Annotated in this window: 24 protein-coding genes and 3 pseudogenes; 16 read left to right on the forward strand and 11 right to left on the reverse strand. The window is 69.1% G+C overall.

Annotated features, from left to right (window positions below):
* Positions 1 to 13: 13 nt before the first annotated feature.
* Both ACZ60T_RS28815 and ACZ60T_RS28820 read left to right on the forward strand, forming a co-directional pair.
* Positions 14 to 511, forward strand: a pseudogene (locus ACZ60T_RS28815) (IS5 family transposase); the annotation flags it as partial.
* Positions 512 to 642: 131 nt separating this feature from the next.
* Positions 643 to 873: pseudogene (locus ACZ60T_RS28820) on the forward strand (ATP-binding protein); the annotation flags it as partial.
* Positions 874 to 1,118: 245 nt separating this feature from the next.
* Here ACZ60T_RS28820 and ACZ60T_RS28825 read toward each other — a convergent pair.
* Positions 1,119 to 1,592: a nuclear transport factor 2 family protein gene (locus tag ACZ60T_RS28825; RefSeq protein ID WP_469668523.1), complete on the reverse strand. Its 474-nt coding sequence runs from the start codon at positions 1,590 to 1,592 to the stop codon at positions 1,119 to 1,121.
* 476 nt (positions 1,593 to 2,068) lie between these two features.
* Here ACZ60T_RS28825 and ACZ60T_RS28830 point away from each other — a divergent pair, with 476 nt between their 5' ends.
* Positions 2,069 to 2,902 (forward strand): NAD(P)H-binding protein, encoded by an 834-nt coding sequence (locus ACZ60T_RS28830; RefSeq protein WP_469668524.1) that lies wholly within the window; start codon positions 2,069 to 2,071, stop codon positions 2,900 to 2,902.
* 113 nt (positions 2,903 to 3,015) lie between these two features.
* Here ACZ60T_RS28830 and ACZ60T_RS28835 read toward each other — a convergent pair whose 3' ends face one another.
* A complete protein-coding gene (locus ACZ60T_RS28835; RefSeq protein WP_469668525.1) occupies positions 3,016 to 3,654 on the reverse strand; it encodes a LysE family translocator in 639 nt (212 codons plus the stop codon).
* Positions 3,655 to 3,972: 318 nt separating this feature from the next.
* On the opposite strand from ACZ60T_RS28835, the gene ACZ60T_RS28840 reads away from it, so the two are divergent.
* Complete coding sequence (locus ACZ60T_RS28840) at positions 3,973 to 4,554, forward strand: TetR/AcrR family transcriptional regulator (RefSeq protein ID WP_469668526.1); 582 nt, start codon at positions 3,973 to 3,975, stop codon at positions 4,552 to 4,554.
* Between the two features lie 39 nt (positions 4,555 to 4,593).
* Positions 4,594 to 5,352 (forward strand): (R)-mandelonitrile lyase, encoded by a 759-nt coding sequence (locus ACZ60T_RS28845; RefSeq protein ID WP_469668527.1) that lies wholly within the window; start codon positions 4,594 to 4,596, stop codon positions 5,350 to 5,352.
* 257 nt (positions 5,353 to 5,609) lie between these two features.
* On the opposite strand, the gene ACZ60T_RS28850 is transcribed toward ACZ60T_RS28845, so the two are convergent.
* Positions 5,610 to 5,942: an ArsR/SmtB family transcription factor gene (locus ACZ60T_RS28850; protein ID WP_469668528.1), complete on the reverse strand. Its 333-nt coding sequence runs from the start codon at positions 5,940 to 5,942 to the stop codon at positions 5,610 to 5,612.
* Here ACZ60T_RS28850 and ACZ60T_RS28855 point away from each other — a divergent pair.
* The gene (locus ACZ60T_RS28855; protein WP_469668529.1) at positions 5,929 to 6,903 is read left to right on the forward strand and encodes a DMT family transporter; all 975 of its coding nucleotides are present in this window, start codon (positions 5,929 to 5,931) and stop codon (positions 6,901 to 6,903) included. The two genes, ACZ60T_RS28850 and ACZ60T_RS28855, sit on opposite strands and share 14 nt — an antisense overlap.
* 310 nt (positions 6,904 to 7,213) lie before the next feature.
* Here the strand turns inward: ACZ60T_RS28855 and ACZ60T_RS28860 are convergent, their stop codons facing one another.
* Positions 7,214 to 8,008 (reverse strand): DJ-1/PfpI family protein, encoded by a 795-nt coding sequence (locus tag ACZ60T_RS28860; protein ID WP_469668530.1) that lies wholly within the window; start codon positions 8,006 to 8,008, stop codon positions 7,214 to 7,216.
* Between the two features lie 594 nt (positions 8,009 to 8,602).
* On the opposite strand from ACZ60T_RS28860, the gene ACZ60T_RS28865 reads away from it, so the two are divergent.
* Positions 8,603 to 9,394 (forward strand): class I SAM-dependent methyltransferase, encoded by a 792-nt coding sequence (locus ACZ60T_RS28865; protein WP_469668531.1) that lies wholly within the window; start codon positions 8,603 to 8,605, stop codon positions 9,392 to 9,394.
* A gap of 351 nt (positions 9,395 to 9,745) precedes the next feature.
* Here the strand turns inward: ACZ60T_RS28865 and ACZ60T_RS28870 are convergent, their stop codons facing one another.
* A complete protein-coding gene (locus ACZ60T_RS28870) occupies positions 9,746 to 10,501 on the reverse strand; it encodes an MgtC/SapB family protein (RefSeq protein ID WP_469668532.1) in 756 nt (251 codons plus the stop codon).
* 353 nt (positions 10,502 to 10,854) lie between these two features.
* Between ACZ60T_RS28870 and ACZ60T_RS28875 the strand changes: the two genes are divergently transcribed.
* From ACZ60T_RS28875 to ACZ60T_RS28890, 4 genes are all read left to right on the forward strand, one after another.
* The gene (locus tag ACZ60T_RS28875) at positions 10,855 to 11,262 is read left to right on the forward strand and encodes a hypothetical protein (RefSeq protein ID WP_469668645.1); all 408 of its coding nucleotides are present in this window, start codon (positions 10,855 to 10,857) and stop codon (positions 11,260 to 11,262) included.
* A gap of 875 nt (positions 11,263 to 12,137) precedes the next feature.
* Positions 12,138 to 12,785: a biliverdin-producing heme oxygenase gene (locus ACZ60T_RS28880; protein ID WP_469668533.1), complete on the forward strand. Its 648-nt coding sequence runs from the start codon at positions 12,138 to 12,140 to the stop codon at positions 12,783 to 12,785.
* Positions 12,786 to 12,943: 158 nt separating this feature from the next.
* The gene (locus ACZ60T_RS28885; protein WP_469668534.1) at positions 12,944 to 13,144 is read left to right on the forward strand and encodes a hypothetical protein; all 201 of its coding nucleotides are present in this window, start codon (positions 12,944 to 12,946) and stop codon (positions 13,142 to 13,144) included.
* Positions 13,145 to 13,157: 13 nt separating this feature from the next.
* On the forward strand, positions 13,158 to 13,418 hold the full coding sequence (locus ACZ60T_RS28890; protein WP_469668535.1) for a hypothetical protein: 261 nt from the start codon (positions 13,158 to 13,160) through the stop codon (positions 13,416 to 13,418).
* A gap of 210 nt (positions 13,419 to 13,628) precedes the next feature.
* Here ACZ60T_RS28890 and ACZ60T_RS28895 read toward each other — a convergent pair.
* The 3 genes and pseudogenes from ACZ60T_RS28895 to ACZ60T_RS28905 form a co-directional block, all read right to left on the reverse strand.
* Positions 13,629 to 13,832 (reverse strand): annotated as a pseudogene (locus tag ACZ60T_RS28895) (helix-turn-helix domain-containing protein); the annotation flags it as partial.
* Positions 13,833 to 14,048: 216 nt separating this feature from the next.
* Positions 14,049 to 15,611 (reverse strand): HtaA domain-containing protein, encoded by a 1,563-nt coding sequence (locus ACZ60T_RS28900; protein ID WP_469668536.1) that lies wholly within the window; start codon positions 15,609 to 15,611, stop codon positions 14,049 to 14,051.
* Between the two features lie 43 nt (positions 15,612 to 15,654).
* Complete coding sequence (locus tag ACZ60T_RS28905; RefSeq protein ID WP_469668537.1) at positions 15,655 to 17,043, reverse strand: HtaA domain-containing protein; 1,389 nt, start codon at positions 17,041 to 17,043, stop codon at positions 15,655 to 15,657.
* Positions 17,044 to 17,145: 102 nt separating this feature from the next.
* Between ACZ60T_RS28905 and ACZ60T_RS28910 the strand changes: the two genes are divergently transcribed.
* From ACZ60T_RS28910 to ACZ60T_RS28920, 3 genes are read left to right on the forward strand one after another with little or no spacing between them, the layout of a single operon-like run.
* Entirely contained in the window at positions 17,146 to 18,150 is a 1,005-nt protein-coding gene (locus tag ACZ60T_RS28910) for a heme/hemin ABC transporter substrate-binding protein (RefSeq protein ID WP_469668538.1), read from the forward strand.
* The gene (locus ACZ60T_RS28915; RefSeq protein ID WP_469668539.1) at positions 18,147 to 19,229 is read left to right on the forward strand and encodes a FecCD family ABC transporter permease; all 1,083 of its coding nucleotides are present in this window, start codon (positions 18,147 to 18,149) and stop codon (positions 19,227 to 19,229) included. Before ACZ60T_RS28910 ends, ACZ60T_RS28915 begins: the two co-directional genes overlap by 4 nt.
* Positions 19,226 to 20,068, forward strand: a complete 843-nt coding sequence (locus tag ACZ60T_RS28920) for a heme ABC transporter ATP-binding protein (protein ID WP_469668540.1) — start codon at positions 19,226 to 19,228, stop codon at positions 20,066 to 20,068. The genes ACZ60T_RS28915 and ACZ60T_RS28920 overlap by 4 nt, the downstream gene beginning before the upstream one ends.
* Positions 20,069 to 20,159: 91 nt before the next feature.
* On the opposite strand, the gene ACZ60T_RS28925 is transcribed toward ACZ60T_RS28920, so the two are convergent.
* Entirely contained in the window at positions 20,160 to 20,552 is a 393-nt protein-coding gene (locus ACZ60T_RS28925) for a nuclear transport factor 2 family protein (protein ID WP_469668541.1), read from the reverse strand.
* A 119-nt stretch (positions 20,553 to 20,671) separates the two neighbouring features.
* Here ACZ60T_RS28925 and ACZ60T_RS28930 point away from each other — a divergent pair, with 119 nt between their 5' ends.
* Entirely contained in the window at positions 20,672 to 21,127 is a 456-nt protein-coding gene (locus tag ACZ60T_RS28930) for a MarR family winged helix-turn-helix transcriptional regulator (protein ID WP_469668542.1), read from the forward strand.
* 163 nt (positions 21,128 to 21,290) lie between these two features.
* Here ACZ60T_RS28930 and ACZ60T_RS28935 read toward each other — a convergent pair whose 3' ends face one another.
* Complete coding sequence (locus tag ACZ60T_RS28935; protein ID WP_365633397.1) at positions 21,291 to 21,617, reverse strand: winged helix-turn-helix transcriptional regulator; 327 nt, start codon at positions 21,615 to 21,617, stop codon at positions 21,291 to 21,293.
* A 162-nt stretch (positions 21,618 to 21,779) separates the two neighbouring features.
* Between ACZ60T_RS28935 and ACZ60T_RS28940 the strand changes: the two genes are divergently transcribed.
* A complete protein-coding gene (locus ACZ60T_RS28940; RefSeq protein ID WP_469668543.1) occupies positions 21,780 to 22,637 on the forward strand; it encodes an MBL fold metallo-hydrolase in 858 nt (285 codons plus the stop codon).
* A gap of 260 nt (positions 22,638 to 22,897) precedes the next feature.
* Here ACZ60T_RS28940 and ACZ60T_RS28945 read toward each other — a convergent pair whose 3' ends face one another.
* On the reverse strand, positions 22,898 to 23,863 hold the full coding sequence (locus ACZ60T_RS28945) for an alpha/beta hydrolase (protein ID WP_469668544.1): 966 nt from the start codon (positions 23,861 to 23,863) through the stop codon (positions 22,898 to 22,900).
* Between the last annotated feature and the right edge of the window lie 66 nt (positions 23,864 to 23,929).

The raw sequence follows: 23,929 nt of genomic DNA on the forward strand, positions 1-23,929 counted from the left end.
GCGATTTCCGAGCATGAGGGGCGAGCATGGTCGAGACTCTGATTCCGAGACTTTGTGGGAGCTGTTCCAGCGGGTAGTGCCTTCGGTTCCGACGCGGCCGCAGGGCGGCGGCCGACGGCGGCACGGCGACCGTGAAGTCCTGGCGGCGATCGTGTTTGTAGCCACGACCGGCTGCACCTGGCGGCAGCTTCCCCCCCCGTTTTCGGCCCCTCCGGCTCGACCGCGCACCGACGCTTCGTCGAGTGGACCAAAGCTCGGGTGTGGGCCAAGCTGCACCGACTCGTCCTGGATGAACTGGGCTCACGCGGGGAACTGGACTGGTCCCGGTGCGCCATCGACTCGGTGAACATGCGGGCCCTGAAAAAGGGGGACCTGACAGGTCCGAATCCTGTGGACCGGGGCAAGTACGGGTCGAAGATCCACCTGATCACCGAGCGGACGGGTCTGCCCCTGTCCGTCGGCATCTCCGGTGCCAACGTCCACGACAGCCAGGCCCTGATCCCGCTGACTGACTCAGTGACGCGTGACCTACTGCTGTCCCGGAAGCGGCTGCCAACCCGTACGCGGGGCCCCGCAATCCGGGGGCGCGCGTACGGGTTCCTGTCGTTTGGCACCCAGGATTCCTGGAACCTGCGTGCCTTCCGTTGCGGAGCGGAGTTGCTGTTCCAGGTCCTGACCGAACGTGGGGAGAAGAACAGCGTCGCCATCGCCTCGAACGAGTCAGCGGCTGGACGAAGACGTTCACCTACCCGCGGCTCTGCGCGGCCATCGTCGACCGGCTCACCTTCAACGGCGCGATCATCCAAGACCGGCACCGAGTCATTCCCTCTCGCCCACACCAGGGCTCTGGGCGAGCAGGCCGCTACCGGCTGAACCGGACCCCACACGACGGGGTGCCCGACAGCCAGCCGAAACCCAGAGCCGGAATGGCCGGTCAAGGGTGACCTAAGGTCATCGCCGCAGGCGACGCCGAAGGCGCTCTTGACGGGACAGGCTGGCTCTCATCATGACCAGGCAGGCGGCCCCGCGCTGCGGCAGCCCTGACGGGCTGCCGCAACACAGCTCCCTTCCGAGTCCCCGGCAATGACTCTCACCCGGTGGCTCATGCCAGAGCGGGTTCAGTCCTCGGCTACTGCTTCAAGCCGCTCGGTCGGTCCAGCAAAGGCCAGATACAAGGACCGAGAACTGAGGAGCCAATGGCCTTCGACCTTGAGGAACGTGTCCTCGTAGTGGCCGACCTGCGTCGGGGCACGAGGGGGCGCGAAACCGCCGGCATGTCCGTCGACACGGTAGGTCGTGAAGTAGGTGGTCGCGGTGGCCGTCGACTCTGATGTGACGGTGACCAGGATGTTCGTGCATATCCGGCGCGAGAGCCGGTCCGCGGGTCGACCAGCGAAGTACGACCGAAGTGCGTCACGGCCTTCAATCCGGCGGTCGCCTTCCGCCCACTCCCAGAACCCGACATCCGTGAAGAGATCTGCCACGTCGCCCGGGTCACCGAGGTCGAGCTTGTGGACGAACTCGACGATGAGGCGTTCGCACGCTCGCTCGGCAAGCAGACGGTCTATGTGATTCAGCGCTTCAGTAACCATCCCCATGTCGTATCAGGATGATCAAGGGCGTCGCGACGGCTTTCTTGTCGCTGCACGCATCCGCGAGCGCCTTCGTCTTGCCCCGTGGCTACGACCAACTACTGAACCGCGCTGGCCAGTGACATCAATTCTCATCGGCATTGATCATGAGAGATCAGCGCAAGTGACTCCCGAACTCGCCTTCTACCTGTGCTGGTCACCATAGAGATGCCCCTGCCGGAACTGGTCCGCGTCGCCGGTGCCCGCCGGAGCGTCGAGGAATGATCGTGACCCGATCGCGTTGACCGTCCCCGAGATCCGCCGCCTACTCACCGCAGCGTTCAACTCACCGCCCATGTCCACAACCAGGCTGCCGCAGCGGTCCAACTGGCGCCGACAGCACCAGGCAACAGCCCGCCGCCGTCTGCTTGACCCGAAGCGTGATTGAGGTTCTAGCGTGTCGTCTACTTGATCATCTGATGACGGGAAACACGCCCATGATCCTCGTGACCGGAGCCACCGGAAACATAGGCAGTGCCCTGCTGAAGGAGTTGCACGCACGCGGTGTCGGGCCGCTGAGAGGGCTCACCCGTGATGCCGCACGGGCCGTCTTCCCCGATGGGGTCGAGGCCGTGGAGGGCGACTTCGCAGAGCCTGCGTCGTTGAAGCCCGTGCTGGAGGGGGTGCGCTCACTGTTTCTCGTGTCGCGTCTGGGCTCGGACGCCGACATCCTCGAAGCTGCCCGACAGGCGGGCGTGGAGCACGTCGTGCTGGTGTCGTCCATCACCGTCCAGACCCACCCGCACCTCGGCCCCGCCGGGGAGAACCTGACGGTGGAGCAACTGCTCAAGGCGAGCGGCATGGCCTGGACGATCCTGCGGCCGACGCAGTTCGCGTCGAACGCCCTGATGTGGGCCGCTTCCATCCGTGGCCACGAGACCGTCCACGCGCCATACGCCGAGACCGCGCTGCCAACCATCCACCCTGCGGACATCGCATCGGTGGCACGCGTGGCACTGACCGAGCCCGGTCACCGCGGCCGTACGTATGCCTTGACCGGCCCAGAGCCAGTGACCGCCCGACAACAGGTCGAGGCCATCGCGGCAGCACTGGGCCGGGAGGTTCCCTTCGCCGAGATCAGCCGCCAGCAGGCCCACGCACAGATGGCCGCGGTCTTCGGCACCGAGGCCGCGGACGCGGTGCTCGACGTCACCGGCGGAGACGTGAACCACGAGTTGCAGATGGTGCGTGACACGGTTTCACAGATCACTGGAACGCCGGCCCGCCCGTTCCGGCAATGGGTTTCGGAGAACGTCAACGCCTTCCGTTGAATCGCCCGGCCTGAGCACGTTCATCCGTACTCGACTAGCACGTTCAGATGTACGCCGACACCTGTCCGAGCTCGGCGGTGAGCATGGTTTTGCGCCATGGCAGGCATGGTTCCTCAGTCGCTGAGAGCGAGCCGGATACCGAAGGCGGTGATGACGGTCCCGGTGATCCGGTCGAGCAGGCGACGGGCCTGAGGCTTGCGGAGCCAGCCGTGCAGCACTCGGGCAAAGCCGATGAGGACGGCCGACCACATCAGGCCGATGACGATGTGCACCGTGGTGAGCAGCAGCCCCATGGTGAAGTGGTTTGCGCCGGCGGGGACGAACTGGGGCAGGACGGCGACGTAAAAGGCGCCCATCTTCGGGTTGAGGAGGTTGGTGAGTGTCCCCTGCCGCCAGCCGCCGGTGACTGAGTCCTTCGCGGTGAGCAAGTCGGATTCGCTGACGCCGGTCGTCGGCAGGCCCCGGAAGGTGTCCCGCAGCATGCGGACGCCCATCCAGACGAGATACGCGGCGCCGATCCAGCGCAACGTCACGTAGGCGAGGTGCGAGGCCGTGAAGAGCGCGGTCACTCCCAGGGAAGTGAGCGCACCCCACAGGAGGGTGCCCGACTGGATTCCGAGGACGACGCCCCAGGCTCTGCGGCGCTGGCCGACGGCAGAGGTGCGCAAGATCAGAGCGGTGTCGAGACCAGGAGTCAGAGTGAGAAGCCCTACAACCAGGGCGAAGGACCACAGAGAAGTGCTTATTGCCATGGAAGGCCAGCCTATGACACCAGCCATCCGACCTGTGCACACACCCCCCTGTGGTCAACACGTACTGGGCCACCCCTGATTCAGGAGACAGGTCCGACATGCACGTCCGACATGCACGCCCGGCGCGACCTCTCCGGGCCGTGACCCAGGCGAACGTCCCGTCGACGATCTGCCGCAAGGGCGACTACACCGCCGGTATCCGGTATTCGGTATCCGGTATCCGGTCGCCGGTCTCGGTCACGAACAAGGAGAAGGAGCTGGGCGGAGGAGCGTCCGCGTGCAGGTGCAGCTTCTCGACAGAATTCTGTACCTACTAGTATGTACATTATGGTTGTGAACACGAGGGACCGCCTCATCGAGAGCACCCGCACGCTGCTGTGGGAGCGCGGCTACGTCGGGACCAGCCCGAAGAGCATCCAGCAGTTGGCCGGTGTCGGCCAGGGCAGCATGTACCACCACTTCTCCGGCAAGGAGGAGCTGGCGCGTGCCGCGATCGACCGCACGGCCGAGGAGATCGGCGCCGCCGCAGATGCTCAACTCTCCGTTCCCGGCGGGGCTGTCGAACGCATTGCGGCCTACCTCCGCCGTGAGCGCGACGTCCTCAAGGGCTGCCCGATCGGCCGACTGACCCAGGATCCGGACGTCATGGCCGCACCCGTCCTACGGGAGCCGGTCGAGGAGACCTTCACCTGGCTGCGCACCCGCCTGGCGAGCGTGGTGACAGAAGGCGTCGACGCCGGAGAGCTGAGCCCGGCCATCGATCCGGCGGCCACGGCGTCGGCCATCGTCGCCACGCTTCAGGGCGGATACGTCCTCGCCCGAGCCGCAGACGATGCAAGGCCCTTCGAGCAGGCCATCGAGGGAATCCTCGCGCTGCTCGGCGCGTACTCCGCCCGCTGAACACCGAACGCCTGACGAGAGCCAAGGGAACACGAAAGCATGCGTATATCCCGCGCTCCGCGCACCCAGGTGTCAGCCTCGTCCGAGTGGTTCACCGGAGACGCCCGCATCGAAGAACTCGCCAGCCCGGAAGGCCCGTCGCGTACGCAGGTCGACAGTGTCCGTTTCGCACCGGGCGCCCGCACGCGCTGGCATCGCCATCCGGTCGGGCAGGTGCTCGTGGTCACGGAGGGCACGGGGCTCGTGCAGCGCCGCGGTGGAGAGGTCGAGACCATCCGCACGGGCGACACCATGAGGATCGAGGCCGGTGAGTGGCATTGGCACGGCGCGACACCCCAGGGCGCGATGACTCATCTGGCCATTGAGGAACTGCCGGAGGACGGGAGGTCAACGGAGTGCGCGGAGGCAGTGACGGATGCTGAATACCAGGCTGGCCACAGCAGCGAGGGTGGAGGGCAGGCCGAGTCGGTGCAGCCGCTCAGCCGCGTGATCGTCATGGACCAGAAGCTGCCGGAGCCGCTGACCACCCAGCGCGTCGAGATCCGGCGGATCACCATCGCCCCCGGGTACGCCGGCGGGCTGCACACCCACAACGGGCCGGTCTTCGGCAGCATTGAGACGGGCTCGGTGGTCTACCAGATCGAGGGCGAAACCGAGACCGTACTCAAGCCCGGTGACGTGTTCTACGAACCCGAGGGCGTGCGCATCGCACGCTTCGACGCACAGGAAGAGGGCGTGACCTTCCTCGGGTACTTCCTGCTCGCCGACGGCGTGAACCCCGAACTCGTCTTCCCCTGAGCCTGACCACTGACCACGCCGGTCGGCGAGGCTCAGGAGCCTTCCAAGGCGAAGGCGCGATCCGCTGCCGTCCGGATCGCGGGGGTCAAGTCCGCGATCCTTTCAAACTGGTCACGCCGGGCGCTCAGGCCCAGGACTCCGGGGCACATGACTACGTGGCGAGCGTCAGCGATGACGTCCCAGGCGCTCGAGCCGGCACCGAGTCCTACCGGCTCCAGGCCACCGAGGCCGAGCACGGCGCCCGGCGGCCTGGCCGCTCAAACGGACGGAAGGGACGGCTTGGTCCGCTCGACGGCGTTGAGGACGGAGTCGAGCAGACCGGGGAAGCGGGCGTCGAGCTCGTCACGGCGCAGGGTGTTGACGCGGGAATTTCCGGGAGCGGTCTCCTGGCGGATGATTCCGGCCTCGCGCAGCACCTTGAAGTGCGCGGACAGGGTCGACTTGCTGAGGTTGATGCCGAAGGTCCCGCACGGCTTGCCGTCGGCTTCCGCAAGAGTCCGCACGATCTGCATCCGGGCCGGTTCGGCCAGCGCATGCAGCACGGCATAGATGTTGATGTCCTCGGCGCGGGGGTGGATGAGCGGCTTCACAGCACTGTTCGCCGCCGCAGCCGCCGGGGGCCTGGCCACCGCCCTCGCCTTCGGCGGTATGTTCACCGTCGCCAAGTCCGCCTTCGGCCACGTAGATCCCTTCCATCTCACTCTGGCCCGATTCGCCCTCGGCTCGGCAATCTTCGTCATCGCCCTGCTGATCGTCGAAGGCCGCAGGGCCCTGCGCACCGACGGGAAGTTCCTCAAGCTCTGGGGGCTCGGCTCGCTCGGGTTCGCCGCCTTCAACCTGCTCACCTACGTCGGCCTGCAGTCCACCCCGGCCCCCACCGCCTCCCTGATCATGGCCGCAATGCCCGCCATCACCGTCATCGTCATGTGGGTCCGCACCAATAAGCGTCCAGCCGGCATCACCCTTGGCCTGGTCCTGCTCGCCCTGACCGGCGTGGCCATGGTGCTGGGCAACGGCAGCCCGCTCGCCGTCTTCACCGGCGGCATCGGCGCCGGCGGCCTCTACATCCTGGCGGGAGTGATCGGCTGGGTCATCTACACCACCAGCGCCGCCGACTTCCCGACCCTCTCCGTCCTGCGCTACACCGCCATCACCAGCGCCCTGGGCACCCTCACCATCGCGATCGTCACCCTCACCGCCGGCGCGCTCGGCTTCATCCCCACGCCCGGCCTGGCCGACTACACCGCCACCTGGTGGCAGATCCTCTACATGGCCGTCCCCGCCACCGCCGTCGCGATCCTCGCCTTCAACCACGCCACCCGCACCCTCGGCCCCGCCAACGGCGTCCTGTTCATCAACCTGGTCCCGATCACCGCCTTCGCCATCGAAGCCGTCCGCGGCCACCAGCCCACCACCCCCGAACTCGCCGGTGTCACCCTCACCCTCGCCGCCGTCATCGCCAACAACCTCTACGGCCGCCGCACCGCCAAGAGCATTCCCGCAGCCGCCCCCGCCGTCGACGCCGAGAAGCCACTGACCACCGCGGTCTGACGAACAGCAACCCCGGCGTATGACCCACGCCCCACCAGACTCCGAAGGGAGCGCCGCACAGCGGCGCTCCCTTCAGTGGTGGCCAACTCGCCTCCGTCCTGGGCGTCCTGCGTCTCGAGGAAGGCTCCCGGGTTCTCAGCGCAGACCAGGGCGAGGAACCGAACCTGCTGACGCAGACGACGATCCGGGTCACACACACTGCGCGAGTCGGGAGCTTGCCTCCCGCTACTGACCTCGGGTCGGCGGCCGCCTTGACGTCCGTGTCGTACTCGTGCGGGTGATGGACCTGGTCACCGTTTCAGCGCCGTGGTCAGTTGTTGACGATGCCGACGGTGGGGTCGGCGTTCTCGTCTGCCGCAAGGTGCGAGCTTGTTGCCGCACGCTGTTCCAACAGGTGGGACACAGCGTGTCGGAGGGCGGTGTCGGGCTCGGCCATGAACCGCGTGCGCAGCGCCACAATTTCGGGACCCGCGCTCTCCGGCGACCCGGCGTTGAAGGGCGGCTCCGGGTCGTACTCCATGACGAGCTGTGCAAACCGTGCGGCCTTCTCGCCCAGGGCGTGCGCGACGACGGTGAGCCCGAAATCGATTCCCGCGGTCACACCGCCCCCGGAGAACCTGTTCCGGTCGATGCACACACGTTCCGTCGATACCTCGACGCCCAGCCGTGCCAACTGGTCCCGGGACGCCCAATGGGTGGCTACGCGGTAGCCGTCGAGCAGTCCGGCTGCCGCAAGGACGAGCGGACCGTTGCAGACCGCGGTGATGTAGGAGGCAGTCGCACCGCGGTCTGCCAGGAAGGCGATGGTGGCCGGGTCGAGCATCGGCTTGTACACCATCCCGCCACCAGGAACGAACAGGATGTCGAGCCGCTCGGGGCAGTCATCGAAGGTGGTGGTGGGAGCGATGGTCATGCCGCCGTCGTCCGAGACGACAGGGTCGAGGCTCTCGGCCACGAGGTGGACCTTCATGCCCGCCAGTACAAACGTGGTGTATGGGCCGACAAGGTCGAGTGTGGTGTGTCCCTCGTAGAGAAGCATGCCGACTACCAGCGGCTGTGCATCGCCTGTCAGGTGATCGGGCCAATTCGTGGTTCGATCCGTCATTTTTCGGAACCTCCTGAATTGAAACGCTTGTAGTGCTCCTGCCGTACCGCAACGCGGGAGGCGGGTGCTCCACGACGCCGTTCACCGACAGGAGCGGAGACTGCCTCATCCACAAGTTACAGTCAAACTGAAAGCTTCGGCTGAGTGAGGTGCCGTGCCCGTTCCGCGGCCTGGCATCGAGTCCGGTGAACGCCTCGGTCGGCACCGCTGGAAGATCGAGCGGTCGATCAACTGGCTCTTCGGCTGCCGCCGTCTCGCCGTCCGAGGCGAACGGAATGGCTGGTTCTTCTGCTTCTGTGCCGCGGTGAGCTTCTTCTCGCGGGTCCGTTTGGCTCCGGTGATGATCACCAGGTCGTCGGGGTCCTGATCGCGGTCGACGAAGCCGAGGTCGACGAAGCCGAGGTCGGCGGCCAGGAGGGTGCCTCGTTACGACCCAGCGCATACGCACCCGCTGCGCGACCACCAGGCGGGGGAGCCTGTGGGCACCTTTGACGCCCGCTAATTTCGTTGAGCCCGCACCTGTGATCGTGTTGGCTGGCGGCACCGAGCTGTCAGTAACGCCGGTGTCCACTTGGCCGTAGCAGGGAGTTAAACGTGCAGGACATTGTCGTCGACCCCGGTGCCCATAACCGGGCGGCCTGGGACAAGTACGTCCAGGAGGGCAACGAGTGGACGAGGCCGGCGAGTTCTGAGGAGGTCGAGCGCGCCCGCACGGGCGACTGGTCGATTGTTCTCATCGGGCATGAGCCAGTCGACCGCTCCTGGCTGCCGACGGACCTGACCGGCAAGGACGTGCTGTGCCTGGCCTCCGGCGGTGGCCAGCAGGGTCCGATCCTCGCCGCCGCAGGGGCGCGGGTCACCGTGTTCGACAACTCGCCCCGCCAGCTCGGCCAGGACCAGATGGTGGCGGCGCGCGACGGACTCGAGTTGCGCACCGTCCTGGGTGACATGCGCGACCTCAGCGCCTTCGGTGACGCGGCATTCGACGTTGTGTTCCACCCGGTCTCGAACCTGTTCGTACCCGACTTGGCGCCGGTGTGGCGTGAGTGCTTCCGCGTCCTGCGACCGGGCGGAACTCTGCTCGCGGGCTTCCTCAACCCTGATGTGTACTTGTTCGACCACGAGGCCCTCGACGAGCGCGGCGAGTTGGTCGTCGTGCACAAGCTGCCCTACAGCGATGTCACGCAGTACTCCGCAGAGGAACGCGCCACGAAGTTCGGCGCGGATGCCGCTCTTGAATACAGTCACACCCTCACCGACCAGATCGGCGGGCAGCTCGCCGCAGGGTTCGTCCTCACCGGCTTCGCAGAAGCACCGCACCAATCCGACGCATCCGCCCAATACATGTCGAACTACTTCGCGACGCTGGCGGTCAAGCCGGGCTGACCCAGCCGCGGCGTCGGCCGAGACGGTGGTGAACAACCAAATGCCGTCCGAAGATTGGCCACGGACACGGGCCTATTCGATGTGGCCCATCTCCGACTGGCCAAGTGGAGTGCTGTGCCAGCCGCCCCCCACTGACTTCGCTGACCCGCTGACGTCAAACGATCGAGACCACAGACAACCGCCCACGACCGGCACGAGCACCCGCGACCCCCGCCATGCCGCCACCCTGACCAGCCAGTTCAGGAAGGTGGATCTTCATCGATCACGGCTCGATACACGCCCTGGAACACCGTCAGGCACGCGTGGTCTGAGGGCAGTCCGCGTTGTCCAGAGTGCGGTGGGCTGGTCTGCTCAGTAGGGGCCTTCGCCTTCGGGGCCTCCGAGGCGGAGGACTCCGTCGAGTTCGGCGAGTTCGGCCAGAAGGTGGTGCACATTGCCGGTGCCCTCGATGAACAGGTGTACCTCGGTGGCGCCGGCGCCGAGCCCGGTCTCTTCGGTGCCTTCTTGCCAGGGTGCGCGCTCGATCCGCACGTTGAGTACGCGGAATCCTACGGCTGTGCAGCGTTCCAGGATGCGGGGGAGGGCTCCGTATCCGGGCAGGTAGGACAGTTGCAGATCGGTCTGTTCGGGGGTGGAGATGGCCGGGAAACGGCGGGTGATCAGCGGGTAGCCGCGCACGATGAGGAAGTGTGCCGTGGCGACGGCGAGGGCGAGCAGCCACAGCCCGCCGCCGCACGCCATTCCAACTGCCGCGGTCAGCCAGATGGTCGCGGCTGTGGTCAGCCCGCGCACGATGTCCCGCCGTACGAAGATCAGCCCGCCGCCGATGAAACCGATGCCCGTGACGATCTGCGCCGCCACCCGGGAGGGGTCGAGGACGACGTTCGGCAGGCCCAGCACATTGGCGAAGCCGTGCTGGGAGACCTCCATGAACAGCGCCGCTCCGACGCCTACCAGCGCGTGGGTGCGCAGACCCGCGCTCTTTTGCTGGAACGCCCGCTCCAGGCCGATCAAGGTCGACAGCAGCAGGGCCAGGCCGAGCTCGGCGAGCTGCCGCAGGCCCTGACCGCTGCTCGGGTTCCACAGTTGCGATGCACTCCAGTGCATAGTCCCCCCACCCGTCAGTTCTTGCCCGGCTTGCGGCGCTGCCCGGCGACCAGCCGGAACCGCCTGATGCCACGTCAACTTGCTGCTCGCCATCGTAGGGGGCTATACCCGACACAGCCTGACAAGGGACGTTTCTTCAGAAGTTGTTGTCTTTTCGTGGATGGTTGACAGGTTTTCGCTGGGTGTGGATGGGTGCGGTGGGCTTGTGGGAGTAGTGGCCTGTCATGTCTTCGCTCCCCTGGGGGTCTCGAGTGCCGTCGGTCGTCGGGCTGCTGGGACGGTGCGAGGTCGCTGCTCGGCGTCGAGTGGGCGGGCTGCGTGAGGAACCCGACCGTATCCAGGCCGGGTTGGCCGTGGCGGATAAGGGCTGGCAGAAGTGGGTGATCGCCCGACGGCGGGTCGGCAGGGGCTCCCGCATCGACGGAGCACCACTCACCGAGCTGATCGACGGGTTCGAGATCGCCGCCGGTATGCAGCCCGCAGGCGACGCCTACGGCGGTCTGATCCCGGAGTTCTTCCGGTTCGGCCCGATGCAGAATCACTTCCTCAGACGGTCCACCAACACGATGGGGCCGAAGACACCCGTTCTCGGCGGTGAATGCCGCGAGTGGGGGGTGCTGGCCTCTCACGGCCCGCATCGACGCGACAGCCGACCTCGTGACCTTGGACTCCTTCGAGCAACCTCACCGCACAGCACGCACACGGCGTTCGGCCCGTTCCATTTCAAACGGCCCCATAAGACGACGCCTTGCTCGCTCTGAGCGCGCAAATCAGCTCCGATATAAGGTGAGTTCACCCGCGCCATACCGTCAGGCTCAGCAGGAGTCGCCGCATGAATCCAGCGGAAAGCCACACGGACGAGGTCGTATTGAGCGCTGGAGAGTACGACGCTGTCAGGGCCGCCCTCGCTGGTGTCACCAGGACCGGACCTGGGGCACAAGCCCACTCCCTCGACTCTCTCCTCGCACAGTGGAGCGCCTTGGTGGACGAGGTGGAAGAGGGCTACCCGTGGTCCGCGCCTGAGCTCAGCCACGACCTCAGGTGCCGGATCGCGCTCGCAGAAGCCTGGCCCATGCTGCCCCTCACGTGTTCGCGCGATCAGGCAACCGGACCTCGATGGCATCGACGAGCGCTATCGCCGGGCCACGATTCCGTGGCCTAGCCGCCCCGAGGAAGGTGCTCGATGGTGGACATGGCGTGTTCCCCGGCGCCTTGAGATCGAAGCTCCAGAGCAACGAGATCCGGACTGGCCGCTGGGATGGGAGATGATGCCGTTCCCTCGACCCGCTTCCGTGGAAGTCGTCACTTGACAACACGTGCCGATCCGACGCTGACCAAGTTGATGTAGTTCAGAGAAGCCTGCGTCCGCTGCCCCGTCCTTATGGTCACTCCTGCGGAACGGCCACGCCTGATCGAGATCCGGGACAACCTCACCGCACGCATCACCGAAGCCGAGCAGCGATTTGCAGACCCGGTCAAGGCCCTGGAGGACCCATCTCCCTGGGCCGAAGGGCTGCTCACTTCGAGGAGAACCCGTCCCTGCGAGGGCGGGCGGGCTCTCTCTTGTACGATTTTACCGACAGGCTGTCGGGAAAGCCATTGACTTAGGTAAGGCTTACCTTAGAGGATGTGTCTCATGGACTCTTTCTCGTGCCTCATCCGCACCGCGTCCCACGAACAGCACACGGAGGCGGAGACCTCGACCTTCATGAGCGATCTGCTCGGCGGCCAGCTCGGCGTGGACGCCTACGCCCGCTACACCGAACAGCTGTGGTTCGTCTACGAGGCACTGGAGAGCGCGGCCGAGCGGCTGGCCGGTGACCCGGTGGCCGGTCCGTTCATCCGGCCGGAACTGCTGCGGCTGGCCGCCCTGGAGCAGGACCTGGCGCATCTGCGGGGCGCCGACTGGCGAGCGGGCCTGGACGCCCTGCCTGCGACCCGGGCGTACGCCGACCGGGTGCGCGAGTGCGCCGAGGAGTGGCCCGGCGGTTACGTCGCCCACCACTACACCCGCTACCTGGGCGACCTGTCGGGCGGCCAGATCATCCGCGACCGGGCGGAGAAGACCTGGGGCTTCGCCAGGAAGGGCGCCGGGGTGCGCTTCTACGTCTTCGAGGAGATCTCCAACCCGGCCGCCTTCAAGCGCGAGTACCGGGAACTGCTGGACGGGATACGAGCGGACGATCTGGAGAAGCAGCGCGTCACGGCCGAGTGCAAGCGGGCGTTCGCCCTGAACACGGCGGTGTTCAGGGCGCTCGGTGAGGAGTTCCCGCTCTCCGCGTGAGTGCGCGGTCGGCCGGCGGTCAGTGCTCGCCCGGGGCGTTCCTCTCGGCGAGCTCCCGCAGCTCCGCCATGTCCTCGGCATCCAGGCCCAGTTCGGCCGCCGGCGCGAGCAGCGCGGCGATCTCGCCGGACCGGCCCCGCTCCGAGAGACTGCGCGTAATGGACGAAGGCGGCCTCGTCCCGGTGCTCCATCGCGTCCCGGTAGCGGCGGTCGGCCAGGAGGGCAAGGTTCAGATAGGCGTTGATCTCCCCGTCCTCTTCGACGGCGGCCTCGTAGCGGACGATGGCCTCCTGGGGGAAGCCGGTGTCGGCCAGGTGCAGCGCGTAGGGGAAGTGGGACTCGGGGATCCCCGTCGGTGACGGCTTCCCGCAGATGGGCGCCAGCCGCCTCGGTATCACCGAGGGCGTGCCGGAGCTGAGTGGCAGAGCAGCTCGCGGGTCGGACGCATTTCTGACCCACGGGCTGCTTCTGTCGTACGGCTATGTCAACGACCTGCGACCGCAAGTTGGCTGGTTCCCCGTTTCGTTGGATGTCGTGGGCATCGAGCTGATCGGCGTACGGCCGGGCAACGGTCAGGACGTTCTCACCGAAGTCGGTGAGGCGCATCCGGTGCCCGCACTGACCGCGGCTTAGGACCTGGCCCTGGAGGTCTCTCTCCAGATGCTGCAGCAGCTCCGGGAAGCGGTCCACGCCCGGCGCGTCAGGGCGTACCCAGTTCTTGCGCCGCTTCGGCCCCGGTTGCGGACGGCGCTGTGTCGCTTGGGTCCAGGTCTCCCGGGGCTGTTCCGCCGATGTGTGGGCCCAGTCCGCGACAGCTTGGTCGACTCGTTTGCCGAGGTCGGTGGTTTCGAGTCGGCAGCCTCGTCCCGCGCGGATCGGCAAGGGGCCTCCGAGGTCCGCCTCCAGGCGCTTGAGCTGCTGGGTGAGGGTCGACGGGTGGATGTCGTGGGTCTGGCACGCTTCGCCGAGGGTGGGGTACCGGACGACCTGGATGAAGACGCGAAGGCAACGGAGCGCGTAGGAATTGCCAAGGGTGGGCCGGATCATCTCTGGTGCTGACGTGAAGCCCTGCTGCGGGCACCGGGGCTGTCTGTTGTTCACGCCCGAGGAGCAGTGGCCGTTCGCCCTGGCGCAGCAGTAACCGGCCGTCGGCGGCGGTCTCGAAGCGCGCCGAGACTCCGGGGCCCCTGAGATGTCCCGAGGGTACGAGACGGCCCGGTCCTGAGCGTCCAGGACCGGGCCGTCGGTCTTGTGCCTCGGTTCTTACGCCTCGGCGCCCGCCGTGCGCCGCCTGCGGACCGCGACCACCACACCGGCGCCCGCCACGACGGCGACCGCGGCCGCCGCGCCCAGGACGCCGACCGGGGCGTCGGAGCCGGTGGAGGCCAGGCTGCCGCCGGCCACGCCACCGCCGCCGACGGTGGACCCGGTGACATCGCCGCCCGCCGTGCCCGCGCCGCCCGCCGTACCGGAGCCGCCGGTGCCTCCGGCCGTGCCCGTGCCGCCGTCGCCGGCAGGCAGGTCGGCGTCGTCGGTCAGGGCCACGGACAGGGCGACCGGGTCGAGCGCGGTGCCCTTGGTGTAGTAGCCGCTGAACGCCTTGGCGCCCACGTCGGTGAGCGTGGCGGTGACGCCGTTCACGGTGATGACGTCGTTCTTCGCGGTGAGGCCGGTGGACTTGGCCTTCAGGTCGGCCAGCACCACGTCCTCGGACTTCTTGCCGAGGCTGGTGACATCGGCGGTCAGCGTGCCGGTGCCGTGGTTCAGCTCGGCGTGCAGATCGCTGAGGGTGAGGTCGAGGCCGTATGTGCCGTTGTCCTCATGGCCCTTGAAGTTCACCGCGCCTTTGAAAGCGGCGGAGAGGGTGCCGGCCTTGGTGTCGTAGCTGCCGGTGGCGCCCGGGAAGGTGAACGCGCCGTTGCCGGAGGCCTGCTCGGCACCGCCCGAGGTGGTGATCTTCCCCTGGGCCGGGCCGCTGACGACGTAGGTGCGGAAGGTCTCCTTGACGCCCCAGCCGAGCGTGCCGTCGGCTATGGCGCCCTTGGCCGGAGCCGTCGAGGCGGACGGGCTCGGGCTCTTGGCGGGGGACCCGGTGGGCTTCGGGGCCGTGGTCTTCGTCGGCTGCGGACTCGCCGTCTGCGTGGGCTCCGGGGACGGGCTTGTGGTCTTCGTCGGTTCCGGCTCCGGGGACGGGCTTGTGGTCTTCGTCGGTTCCGGCTCCGGGGACGGGCTCGTGGTCTTCGACGGTTCCGGCTCCGGGGTCTGCTTCGGCGCGGCCACCGTCAGCGGGTCGCCGGCCGCGCCCGCGTAGGAGGAACTGCCGAGGAAGCCGCCCGCCTCGGTGGTGAGCGTCGTCGCCAGGCCGCTCATGTCCGGGCCGGTCGGCGCCGCGACCTGGGCGAGCGGCACGTCTTGCTGCTTGGCGCCGCCGTCGGAGACCAGGTCGGCGGTGAGGGTGCCGGTGGCGCTGTCGTACTGGACGTCGGAGATCTCCCGGGTGAACCCGTGCAGCGTGGACTTGATGGTGAGGGTGCCCTGGAAGGCCAGGTGCACGGTGTGCTTGGCGCTGTCGTAGGTCCCCTTGCCGTCGGTGAAGGTGAAGGCGCCGTTGTCCGCGGCCTGGGAGGCGCCGTCGGTAGCGGTGAAGGTGCCCTGGGCGAAGCCGGTGACGTAGGAGCGGTACGACTGCTTGATGCCCCAGGTCAGCTGGTAGCCGGTCAGGGGGACGTCGGCGGCCGAGGCGGCGGTCGCGGTGAGGGTGCCGCAGCCGAGGGTGACGGCGACGGCGGCGGTGAGGGCGAGTCGTCTGGGGGTGATGGCGGGCATGGGTGGTTTCCGTCTCCTTGGAATGGGGGTGGTGGGCGGGGGGTCAGTTGTCGTCGGCGGCGCGGCGGGCGCGGTGCCTGCGCAGGGCGTGGACACCGGCCGCGGCGAGCAGCAGCGCGACGGCCGCGGCGCCGAAGGTGAGGGGCAGGACGGGGGTGCCGTCGTCGGCGGTGGCGGCGGCCTTCGTACGGGCCGGGGCCGTCGCGGCGGGCGCGGGCGACGACGGGGTCGCGGTGATGCGGCCCGGGTCCGGCAGGGCGGGCAGCTCGGCCTTGGCGTCGAGGGCGACGGCGAGAGACACGGGGTCCATCGCGGTGCCGGGCCGGTACATCCCGCCGAAGGCCTCGGCGCCCTCGGCGGTGAGGTTCGCCGGGGCCTCGGTCAGTTCGGCGAGGCCCTTCACGGGGGTGAAGTCCTTGGCGGTGAAGATCACGAGCGGGACCTTCCTGCGGGTGGCGTCCGCCGTGCCGACATCGGCGTAGAGGGTGCCCTTGCCGTCGCGGACGGCGACCTGGACCGCGCTGAAGCGCAGGTCGAGACCGTGCTTGCCGGTGAAGCGGAGCGCGCCCCGGAAGCGGGCGGTCAACTCGCCCTTGGCGTAGGTGCCCTGACCGTCCGTGAACCGGAAGAGGGCACCGCCGTCGCGGGCGCCGCCGGTGAGCTTCCACGCGCCCTGGGCGATGTCGCCGGTGACGTACTCGCGGAAGGTGCGGCGCACGCCCCAGTCGACGGCGCCGTCCACGAGGGCGCCGGGCGCGGCGGGCTTCTTGTGCTCGGCGGTCTTGGACGGGGTGGGCGAGGGTGAGCCGGCGGGCTCGACGTCGACCGCGAGGTTCACCGGGTCCAGCGCGGTGCCGGCCGTGTAGTACCCGGCGAAGGACGTGGCGCCCTGGGCGGTGAGGGTGGCGGGCACGTTGTTCAGGACGACCTCGCCGCCCGCGCCGCGCATGTCGACGCCGCGCAGCGAGAGGGAGGCGAAGGGCACCTGTGGGGACGCCGTGACCGCTCCGGTGCCCTTCGCCTTGCCGGTGACGTCCAGATAGAGCGTGCCGGTGGTACCGGAGATCCGGACGGTGGGGTGGCTGAGGGTGAGGTCGAGCTGATAGCCGCCGTCGCTCGCCCGGTGGCCGACGAAGCGGACCCCGCCGGCGAAGGAGGCGCCGAGTCTCCCGGTGTCGCCGTCGTAGGTGCCGGTCGCGGAGGGGAAGCGGAACTGGCTGCTGCCCACGGTGCCGGCGCCCCCGGTGAGGGAGTAACCGCCGTGCGCGATGGGCCCGGTGACATAGCTCTGGAAGGAGGATTTCACTCCCCAGTCGAGCCGTCCCCCTTGCACGGTACGGCTCGTGGCGTGCGCGGTACCGGCCGGGAGCAGCAGGGCTCCCAGGACGGCCGTGCACACCACGGTGACCAGGGCACGAAGGCGCGCGGGCATGGGAATCCTCCGGAAACGACGGCCGGTAGCGAACTTAGGTAAGGCTAACCTAAGCTGCTCTGGGGGGATCAAGAAGCCGACCGAAGGGAACGGGACGAGGCCGTGAGACGGTTCCGCACACAACTGGCAGGGACACTGGTGTCCTTGGCCGTACTCCTCGCGGGCGCCACCGGATGCGGAGGCTCCCCGAAGGCCGCCGTACAGGCCCCGGCGGCCGCCGCGGCCGACCGGGTGGAGCCGCTGAAGGACACTCCGGTGCCGCGACTGCCGGTCACGGTCGCCTCGGCCGACGGGCGGAAGGTGACGGTGCGTGAGGCGCGCCGGATCGTGCCGCTGTCCGGCAGCCTCAGCGAGATCGTGTTCACCCTCGGGCTGGGCGAGCGGGTCGTGGCGCGGGACATCACCGCCACCTTCCAGCAGGCGGCGAAGCTCCCGGTCGTCACCCGCAACCACGATGTCTCCGCCGAGAGCGTGCTGTCCCTGAAGCCGGATCTGGTCATCGCCGAGACGACGTCCGGTCCCGCCGAGGCCGTCGACCAGATCCGCGCGGCCGGGGTCCCGGTGTTCGTCGTCGCCCCGGCCAAGGGCCTGTCCGACGTGGGCCCGCGCATCGAGACCGTGGCCCGCGCCCTGGGCGTCCCGGGCGCGGGGAAGGAGCTGGCCCAGCGTTCGCAGGCGCGGATCGCCGCCGTGCGCAAGGAGATTCCGGCCCACAAGGACAAGCCCCGGGTCGCGTTCCTCTATCTGCGCGGCTCGGCCTCCGTCTATCTCATCGGCGGCAAGAACTCGGGCGCGACCTCGCTGCTCGAAGCCGCCGGAGCGGTGGACGCCGGGGCCGCGTCCGGGCTCACCAAGGACTTCACCGCCATCACCGCCGAGGCGCTCGCCAAGTCCGCGCCGGACGCGATCCTGGTGATGGCCAAGGGACTTGAGTCCGTGGGCGGCGTCGATGGCCTGGTGAAGATCCCGGGGGTCGCCGAGACACCGGCCGGGATGCACCGCAGGGTCGTCTCCGTCGAGGACGGGGTGCTGCTGAACTACGGGCCGCGCACCGACCAGGTGCTGGCGACCGTGGTGCGCCGGCTCTACGGGGGCGGGGACAAGTGACCGTGCTCGACAAACCGGCCGAGCGTACGGCGCCCGCCCCGGCCCCCGCCCGGCGCGGTACCGCCTGGCTGCTGACCGCTGCCCTGGTGCTCGCCCTGCTGGTCCTGGTACCGGTGGCCGCGGGCCTCGGCGCCTATCCCATCGCGGTCGCCGACGTGCTCGGCTCGGTGCTGCACCGGGCGCACCTGGGCGGGACGGCACTGGACCAGGTCGCCGAGTCGGTGCTGTGGAACGTGCGGTTCCCGCGAATCGCGCTGGCGCTGCTGGTCGGCGCCTCGCTGGGCTGCGCGGGGGCGCTGATGCAGGGCGTGTTCGGCAATCCGCTCGCCGAACCGGGCGTCATCGGCGTCTCCTCGGGCGCGGCGGTGGGCGCGGTCGCCGCGATCGCGTTCGGCCTCGACTTCCTCGGGATGTGGACCGTGCCGGTCCTCGCCTTCTGCTCCGGTCTCGGCACGGTGCTGCTCGTCTACGCCATGTCCCGCTCCAGCGGCCGTACCGAGGTGGTGACGCTGATCCTCACCGGGATCGCGGTGAACGCCTTCGGGGGCGCGCTGATCGGTCTGTTCCTCTTCTTCGCGGACACCGCCGCCGTGAACCAGATCACCTTCTGGCAGCTCGGCTCGCTGTCCCAGGCGACCTGGCCGAAGGTGCTCGCGGTGCTGCCCTGCGCGCTGCTCGGCCTCGGCGTCGCGCCGCTGTACGCGCGCCGACTGGACCTGCTGGCGCTGGGTGAACGCCCGGCCCGGCACCTGGGCGTGGATGTGGAGCGGCTGCGCCTCGTCCTGGTCCTGGTGATCGCGCTGCTCACGGCGGCGGCGGTCAGTGTCGCGGGGATCATCGGCTTCGTCGGCCTGGTCGTCCCGCATCTGCTGCGGATGATGGCGGGGCCCGGCCATCGCTTCCTGGTGTCGGGCAGCGCCCTGCTCGGCGCGCTGGTGCTGCTCGCCGCCGATCTGGTCGCGCGCACCGCCGCCGCCCCGGCCGAGCTGCCCCTGGGCGTGCTGACCGCCCTGATCGGCAGCCCGTTCTTCTTCCTGCTGCTGCGCAGGACCCGGCGCAGGCAAGGGGGTTGGGCATGAGCGCCCTGTTCGAGCAGGCCCGGATTCGGCTGCGCCGCCGTCCCGCCCCGCCCGCTTTGACCGCCCCCGGAGAGGTGCTCGCCGAGACCGAGGACCTTCATGTACGGCTGGGCGCCGGGCCGGTGCTCAAGGGGGTCGACGTGGGCGCCCGGGCCGGTGAGGTGCTGGCGCTCGTCGGGCCCAACGGGGCGGGAAAGTCGACCCTGTTGGGCGCGCTCGCGGGGGACGTCCCGGCTGCCGGAGGTGTCGTACGACTGCACGGCCGCCCCGTCGCCGGGTGGACGGCGGCCGAACTCGCGCTGCGCCGGGCGGTGTTGCCGCAGTCGGCGGCGCTGGCCTTCCCGTTCAGCGTGGCGGAGGTCGTGCGGATGGGCCGGGCGCCGCACGCGGCCTCGCCCGCCGAGGACGACCTCGCCGTCGCGGAGGCGATGGCGGCGACCGAGGTCACCGGCTTCGCCGGGCGGCCGTTCGGCGCGCTCAGCGGTGGCGAGCGGGCCCGGGTCGCGCTGGCCCGGGTGCTGGCCCAGCGCGCCCCGCTGCTGCTGCTCGACGAGCCGACCGCCGCGCTCGACCTCAAGCATCAGGAGGCGGTGCTGCGGCTGTGCCGGGAGCGAGCGCGGGCCGGTGACGCGGTGGTGGTCGTACTGCACGATCTGGCGCTCGCGGCGGCCTACGCGCACCGGGCGGTCGTCCTGCGCGGCGGCCGGGTCGCGGCGGCGGGGCCACCGGCGGAGGTGTTCACCGAGCCACTGCTGTCCGAGGTGTACGAACACCCGGTGGAGGTGTTCCCTCATCCCCACGGCACCGGCGTCGTCGTCGGCCCGCGCCGTATGCCGTGAGATCCGGATCATGCACCCGGAGGGTATGAGAAGGGTAAGGCGGGCGATGCCCTGACCCAGGGGCGTCGTGGCGTCAGGTGGGCAATGTGGCTCAGCGGGCGCTGCCGAGGTTCCGGTCGGCCTCGGGGCCTTCGAGCATGAGGGTGGTCTCCTCGATGCGGCGGAAGCGGCCGTCGGGGGCGAACTCGGCGAAAAGGTAAACCTCCATGCGGACGGTGGAGCCGTCGGTCTTGACGACCTCCATCGTGTGGCGGTCGGCGTAGTGGTCGCCGGACGAGAGTTCGTCGTGCACCTCGACCGAGCCGTCGGCGACGACCGTGCGCAGATGGGCGATGTGGGCGAGGAACTCGGTGCGGTTCGCCCAGCTTCCGTCGGTGCGCTGGCGGTAGTCGGGGGCGAAGTGCCGGTCGGCGGCCTCGTCGAGGTCGAGGCCCGGGGTGAGGAGCAGGTCAGTGAGGGCGGCGCGGGCGTCGGTGCGGTTCATGGGGATTCCTTCGGCTGTGTGCGGGCGTGGCTCGCTCTGGACCGATCAGAGATGCGTGCCTAAAGCACGCTTCTGACTGTACCAGGGGAAGCGTGCGCCAAGCACGCTAATCTGGAGGGGTGAAGAACCCGACGGGACACGACATCGCCGATGCGCTGGGGCTGCTCCTGCGGCGGAGCACGCGCGCCCGCCTCTACACCCAGCTGACCGAGGGGCTGGGGGAATCGGTCGATGACCTCACTTACCCAGTCCTCAGTGGCCTGGCCCGAACCAGGGCGTGCAGCGCCGCCGACCTGGGCCGCGAGATCGGACTGGACCGCACCACTGTGACCCGCCGCGCCGACCGGCTGGAGCAGGCCGGCCTGCTCCAGCGCCAGCCCGACCCGGCCGACGGCCGCGCGACACTCCTCGCACTCACCGAGCAGGGCCACAACATCGTGTCGGTCACCAGACAGCGACTGGCGGCTGACATCGAGGCATCACTCGCTACCTGGCCCCAGGCGGACGTTCAAGCCTTCGCGCACCAGCTGCGCCGCTTCGTCGACGAGGGCCCGTTCGCCACCGAACACCACTGACGGCCACCGGCCCACCGGGGTCGGCTGGTTCGGCGCGCAAGCTCAGTATTCATATGCGCTCCGCCGCGACGGAGCGGACGCGGGTCGGCGGAGCCGACCGTGGAGCCTGCCGTCGAATTGAGCCAGGGGAGTCGGCGCGAGCGCAACATGCCGACTCTGATCGTCAGAGCGTGTCTGATGAGTCGGGCGATTGGCCGCGGGTTTCCTGCCGTCGTGCGGTGCCCCAGTCCCACATACTGCGCAGCACCGGCTCCAGTGCTCGGCCCTGCGCCGTGAGTGTGTAGCGGACTCGCGGGGGCCAACCGGGGGTACGGTGGCGCTCGATCACGCCCGCGCTGGTCAATTGGGCCAGCCGGTCGGAGAGGACCTTGTCCGAGAGGGTGGGCAGGGCGGCGGACAGTTCCGAGTACGTGGCCTGGCCACGGCGCAGGAATTCGCGGAGTACCAGGGGCGTCCATCGGCCGGCCAGCGTGGCGAGGGTGATGTCCACGGGGCAGCGTGGCTGGTGGCCTGGCGGAATGAGGACGCTGTCAGGACAGTCCGCCAGCGGGCCGCGGTCAACCGGCGGTGCGTGTCCAACCGTTTGGTGAGTCACGACAGCCCCTCCTAACGTCCGGTGTGGGCGATCCGCCCACTTCTCTTGGGGGTTCTCATGCGTATCCATCACCTGAACTGCGGCTCTCTCCGGACGATTCCCCTGCTCGGGCAGGAACGCCTCACAGGCGTCGCGACCGGCCAACTGGCCGCCGTGTGCCACTGCCTGCTCATCGAGACGGACTCGGACGGGCTGGTTCTGGTCGACACCGGCCTTGGTACTGCCGACCGGCACGACCCCGAAGGGACACTGGGCGCGGACTGGGTGGCCTACGCCCAGCCCGCACGGTACCCCGAGGAGAGCGCCCTGAGGCAGATCATCCATCTCGGCTACGCACCGCGGGACGTGCGGCACATCGTGCTCACCCACCTGCACCGCGACCACACTGGAGGGCTGCCGGACTTCCCCCGCGCACGGGTGCACGTGCACCCTGCCGAGTACCGAGCCGTCACCGACCCCGCGGACCCGCACCACCAGCACAGCCTAGGCCGCTTCATGCCGGCGCACCGGGCGCACGGCCCGCTGCTGACGCCTGCCGTCACGGACGAGGGCGCACAGTGGTTCGGCTTCCCGGGTGTGGCGCGTCCGCAGGGGCTGTCCTGCGAACTGCTGCTGGTGTCGCTGCCGGGCCACTCGGCGGGCCACGCGGGCGTCGCCGTACGCGACGATGCCGAAATGTGGCTCCTGCACGCGGGCGATGCGTACATGTATCACGGCGAGATCGAGCAGACCCCGCCCCTGTCCCACCCCGCCTTCGCCCCGATCCAAGACGGAGCGCAGACCGACACCGAGGCCCGCGTCGCCACCCGCGACCGGCTGCACGCCCTCCGCCGCGACCACGGAGACCAGGTCACCGTCTTCAGCGCGCATGACCCCTGGGAACTCGCCCGTTTCACCACGCTCACAGGCGCGTGATCCCCCCGGCAGACCTTTCCCGGGTGCCGTCCGACGACCACATGCGGTGCCGCGAGTAGACCGTCTGCCACGTCCCCAAAGCGAGTCGGTAGCGGCCCTTGCCGCATCCGGACGCGCCGCCGAGGGTGGCTGACTGCTGTCGTGTACTCACACCTTCGCCGTGGCAAGGCGTTGTGAAGCGGGCCTTGTGGTTTGGCGGCAGGAAATCCTGTGGCCCGGGCGGCTGTATTGCCCGGGCCACAGACTGGGGGATGGCTGGGCTACGCGGTACCGAGGGCTGTGCGCAGGGTGGTGACCGCCTGGTTGATGGCGGCGTGGGCGGCGTGGGTGTCGCGCAGGGCGTTGAGCATGACGAAGTCGTGGATGATGCCCTGGTAGCGCACGGCGGTGACGGGGACACCGGCCTGGCGGAGCTTGCTCGCGTAGGCCTCGCCCTCGTCGCGCAGGACGTCGGCCTCGCCGGTGATGACCAGGGCCGGGGGCAGGCCCCGTAGCTGGTCAGTGGTGGCGCGCAGCGGTGAGGCGGTGATCTCGGCTCGCTGGTTCTCGTCGGTGGTGTACTGGTCCCAGAACCACTGCATGGCGTCGCGGCGCAGGAAGTACCCCTCGGCGAACTGGTGGTAGGAGGGGGTGTCGAAGGCCGCGTCGGTGACCGGATAGAACAGCACCTGCTGTACCAGCGGTACGTCGCCGCGCTCCTTGGCCATCAGGGTCAGCGCGGCTGACATGTTGCCGCCGACGGAGTCGCCGGCCACCGCGATCCGAGTGGTGTCCAGGCCGTTGGCCGCGCCCTCGCGGACGATCCACTGGGCGACGGCGTAGTTCTGCTCGACAGCGACTGGATAGCGGGCCTCGGGAGACAGGTCGTATTCGGGGAAGACGACGGCCGCCCGGACGCCGACGGCCAGTTCGCGTACCAGCCGGTCGTGTGTGTGGGCGTTGCCGAAGACCCAGCCGGCGCCGTGGATGTAGACGATCACCGGCAGCGTCCCCTCGGCGTCGGCCGGCCGGACGATGCGGGCCCGGACCGATCCGGTGGGGCCGCCTTGGACGGTCACCCATTCCTCGGCGATCTCCGGCTTGCTGATCTCACCGGACTGCACCTCGTCGACGGTCTTGCGGCCCTCGGCCGGACCGAGGTTGAAGAGGTACGGCGGGTTCGCGGTGGCCTCGGCGAAGGCGGCCGCGGCCGGCTCCAGCACCGGGCGGGTGGTGGTTTCGGACATGGGGTGCTCCTCGTGTGTCGCGTCGGACAGTCGTTCGGCTGGCACGTCAGGAACAGTAGCGCGCGA

The organism is Streptomyces sp. NPDC104371 (assembly GCF_055583785.1).

Excerpts from the sequence above, each read along its gene's own strand:
- ACZ60T_RS28825 (WP_469668523.1), bottom strand. The coding sequence starts at position 1,592 with ATGGTTACTGAAGCGCTGAATCACATAGACCGTCTGCTTGCCGAGCGA.
- ACZ60T_RS28830 (WP_469668524.1), top strand. The coding sequence starts at position 2,069 with ATGATCCTCGTGACCGGAGCCACCGGAAACATAGGCAGTGCCCTGCTG.
- ACZ60T_RS28835 (WP_469668525.1), bottom strand. The coding sequence starts at position 3,654 with ATGGCAATAAGCACTTCTCTGTGGTCCTTCGCCCTGGTTGTAGGGCTT.
- ACZ60T_RS28840 (WP_469668526.1), top strand. The coding sequence starts at position 3,973 with ATGTACATTATGGTTGTGAACACGAGGGACCGCCTCATCGAGAGCACC.
- ACZ60T_RS28845 (WP_469668527.1), top strand. The coding sequence starts at position 4,594 with ATGCGTATATCCCGCGCTCCGCGCACCCAGGTGTCAGCCTCGTCCGAG.
- ACZ60T_RS28855 (WP_469668529.1), top strand. The coding sequence starts at position 5,929 with ATGAGCGGCTTCACAGCACTGTTCGCCGCCGCAGCCGCCGGGGGCCTG.
- ACZ60T_RS28860 (WP_469668530.1), bottom strand. The coding sequence starts at position 8,008 with ATGACGGATCGAACCACGAATTGGCCCGATCACCTGACAGGCGATGCA.
- ACZ60T_RS28870 (WP_469668532.1), bottom strand. The coding sequence starts at position 10,501 with ATGCACTGGAGTGCATCGCAACTGTGGAACCCGAGCAGCGGTCAGGGC.
- ACZ60T_RS28880 (WP_469668533.1), top strand. The coding sequence starts at position 12,138 with ATGGACTCTTTCTCGTGCCTCATCCGCACCGCGTCCCACGAACAGCAC.
- ACZ60T_RS28885 (WP_469668534.1), top strand. The coding sequence starts at position 12,944 with ATGGACGAAGGCGGCCTCGTCCCGGTGCTCCATCGCGTCCCGGTAGCG.
- ACZ60T_RS28890 (WP_469668535.1), top strand. The coding sequence starts at position 13,158 with ATGGGCGCCAGCCGCCTCGGTATCACCGAGGGCGTGCCGGAGCTGAGT.
- ACZ60T_RS28900 (WP_469668536.1), bottom strand. The coding sequence starts at position 15,611 with ATGCCCGCCATCACCCCCAGACGACTCGCCCTCACCGCCGCCGTCGCC.
- ACZ60T_RS28905 (WP_469668537.1), bottom strand. The coding sequence starts at position 17,043 with ATGCCCGCGCGCCTTCGTGCCCTGGTCACCGTGGTGTGCACGGCCGTC.
- ACZ60T_RS28920 (WP_469668540.1), top strand. The coding sequence starts at position 19,226 with ATGAGCGCCCTGTTCGAGCAGGCCCGGATTCGGCTGCGCCGCCGTCCC.
- ACZ60T_RS28925 (WP_469668541.1), bottom strand. The coding sequence starts at position 20,552 with ATGAACCGCACCGACGCCCGCGCCGCCCTCACTGACCTGCTCCTCACC.
- ACZ60T_RS28940 (WP_469668543.1), top strand. The coding sequence starts at position 21,780 with ATGCGTATCCATCACCTGAACTGCGGCTCTCTCCGGACGATTCCCCTG.
- ACZ60T_RS28945 (WP_469668544.1), bottom strand. The coding sequence starts at position 23,863 with ATGTCCGAAACCACCACCCGCCCGGTGCTGGAGCCGGCCGCGGCCGCC.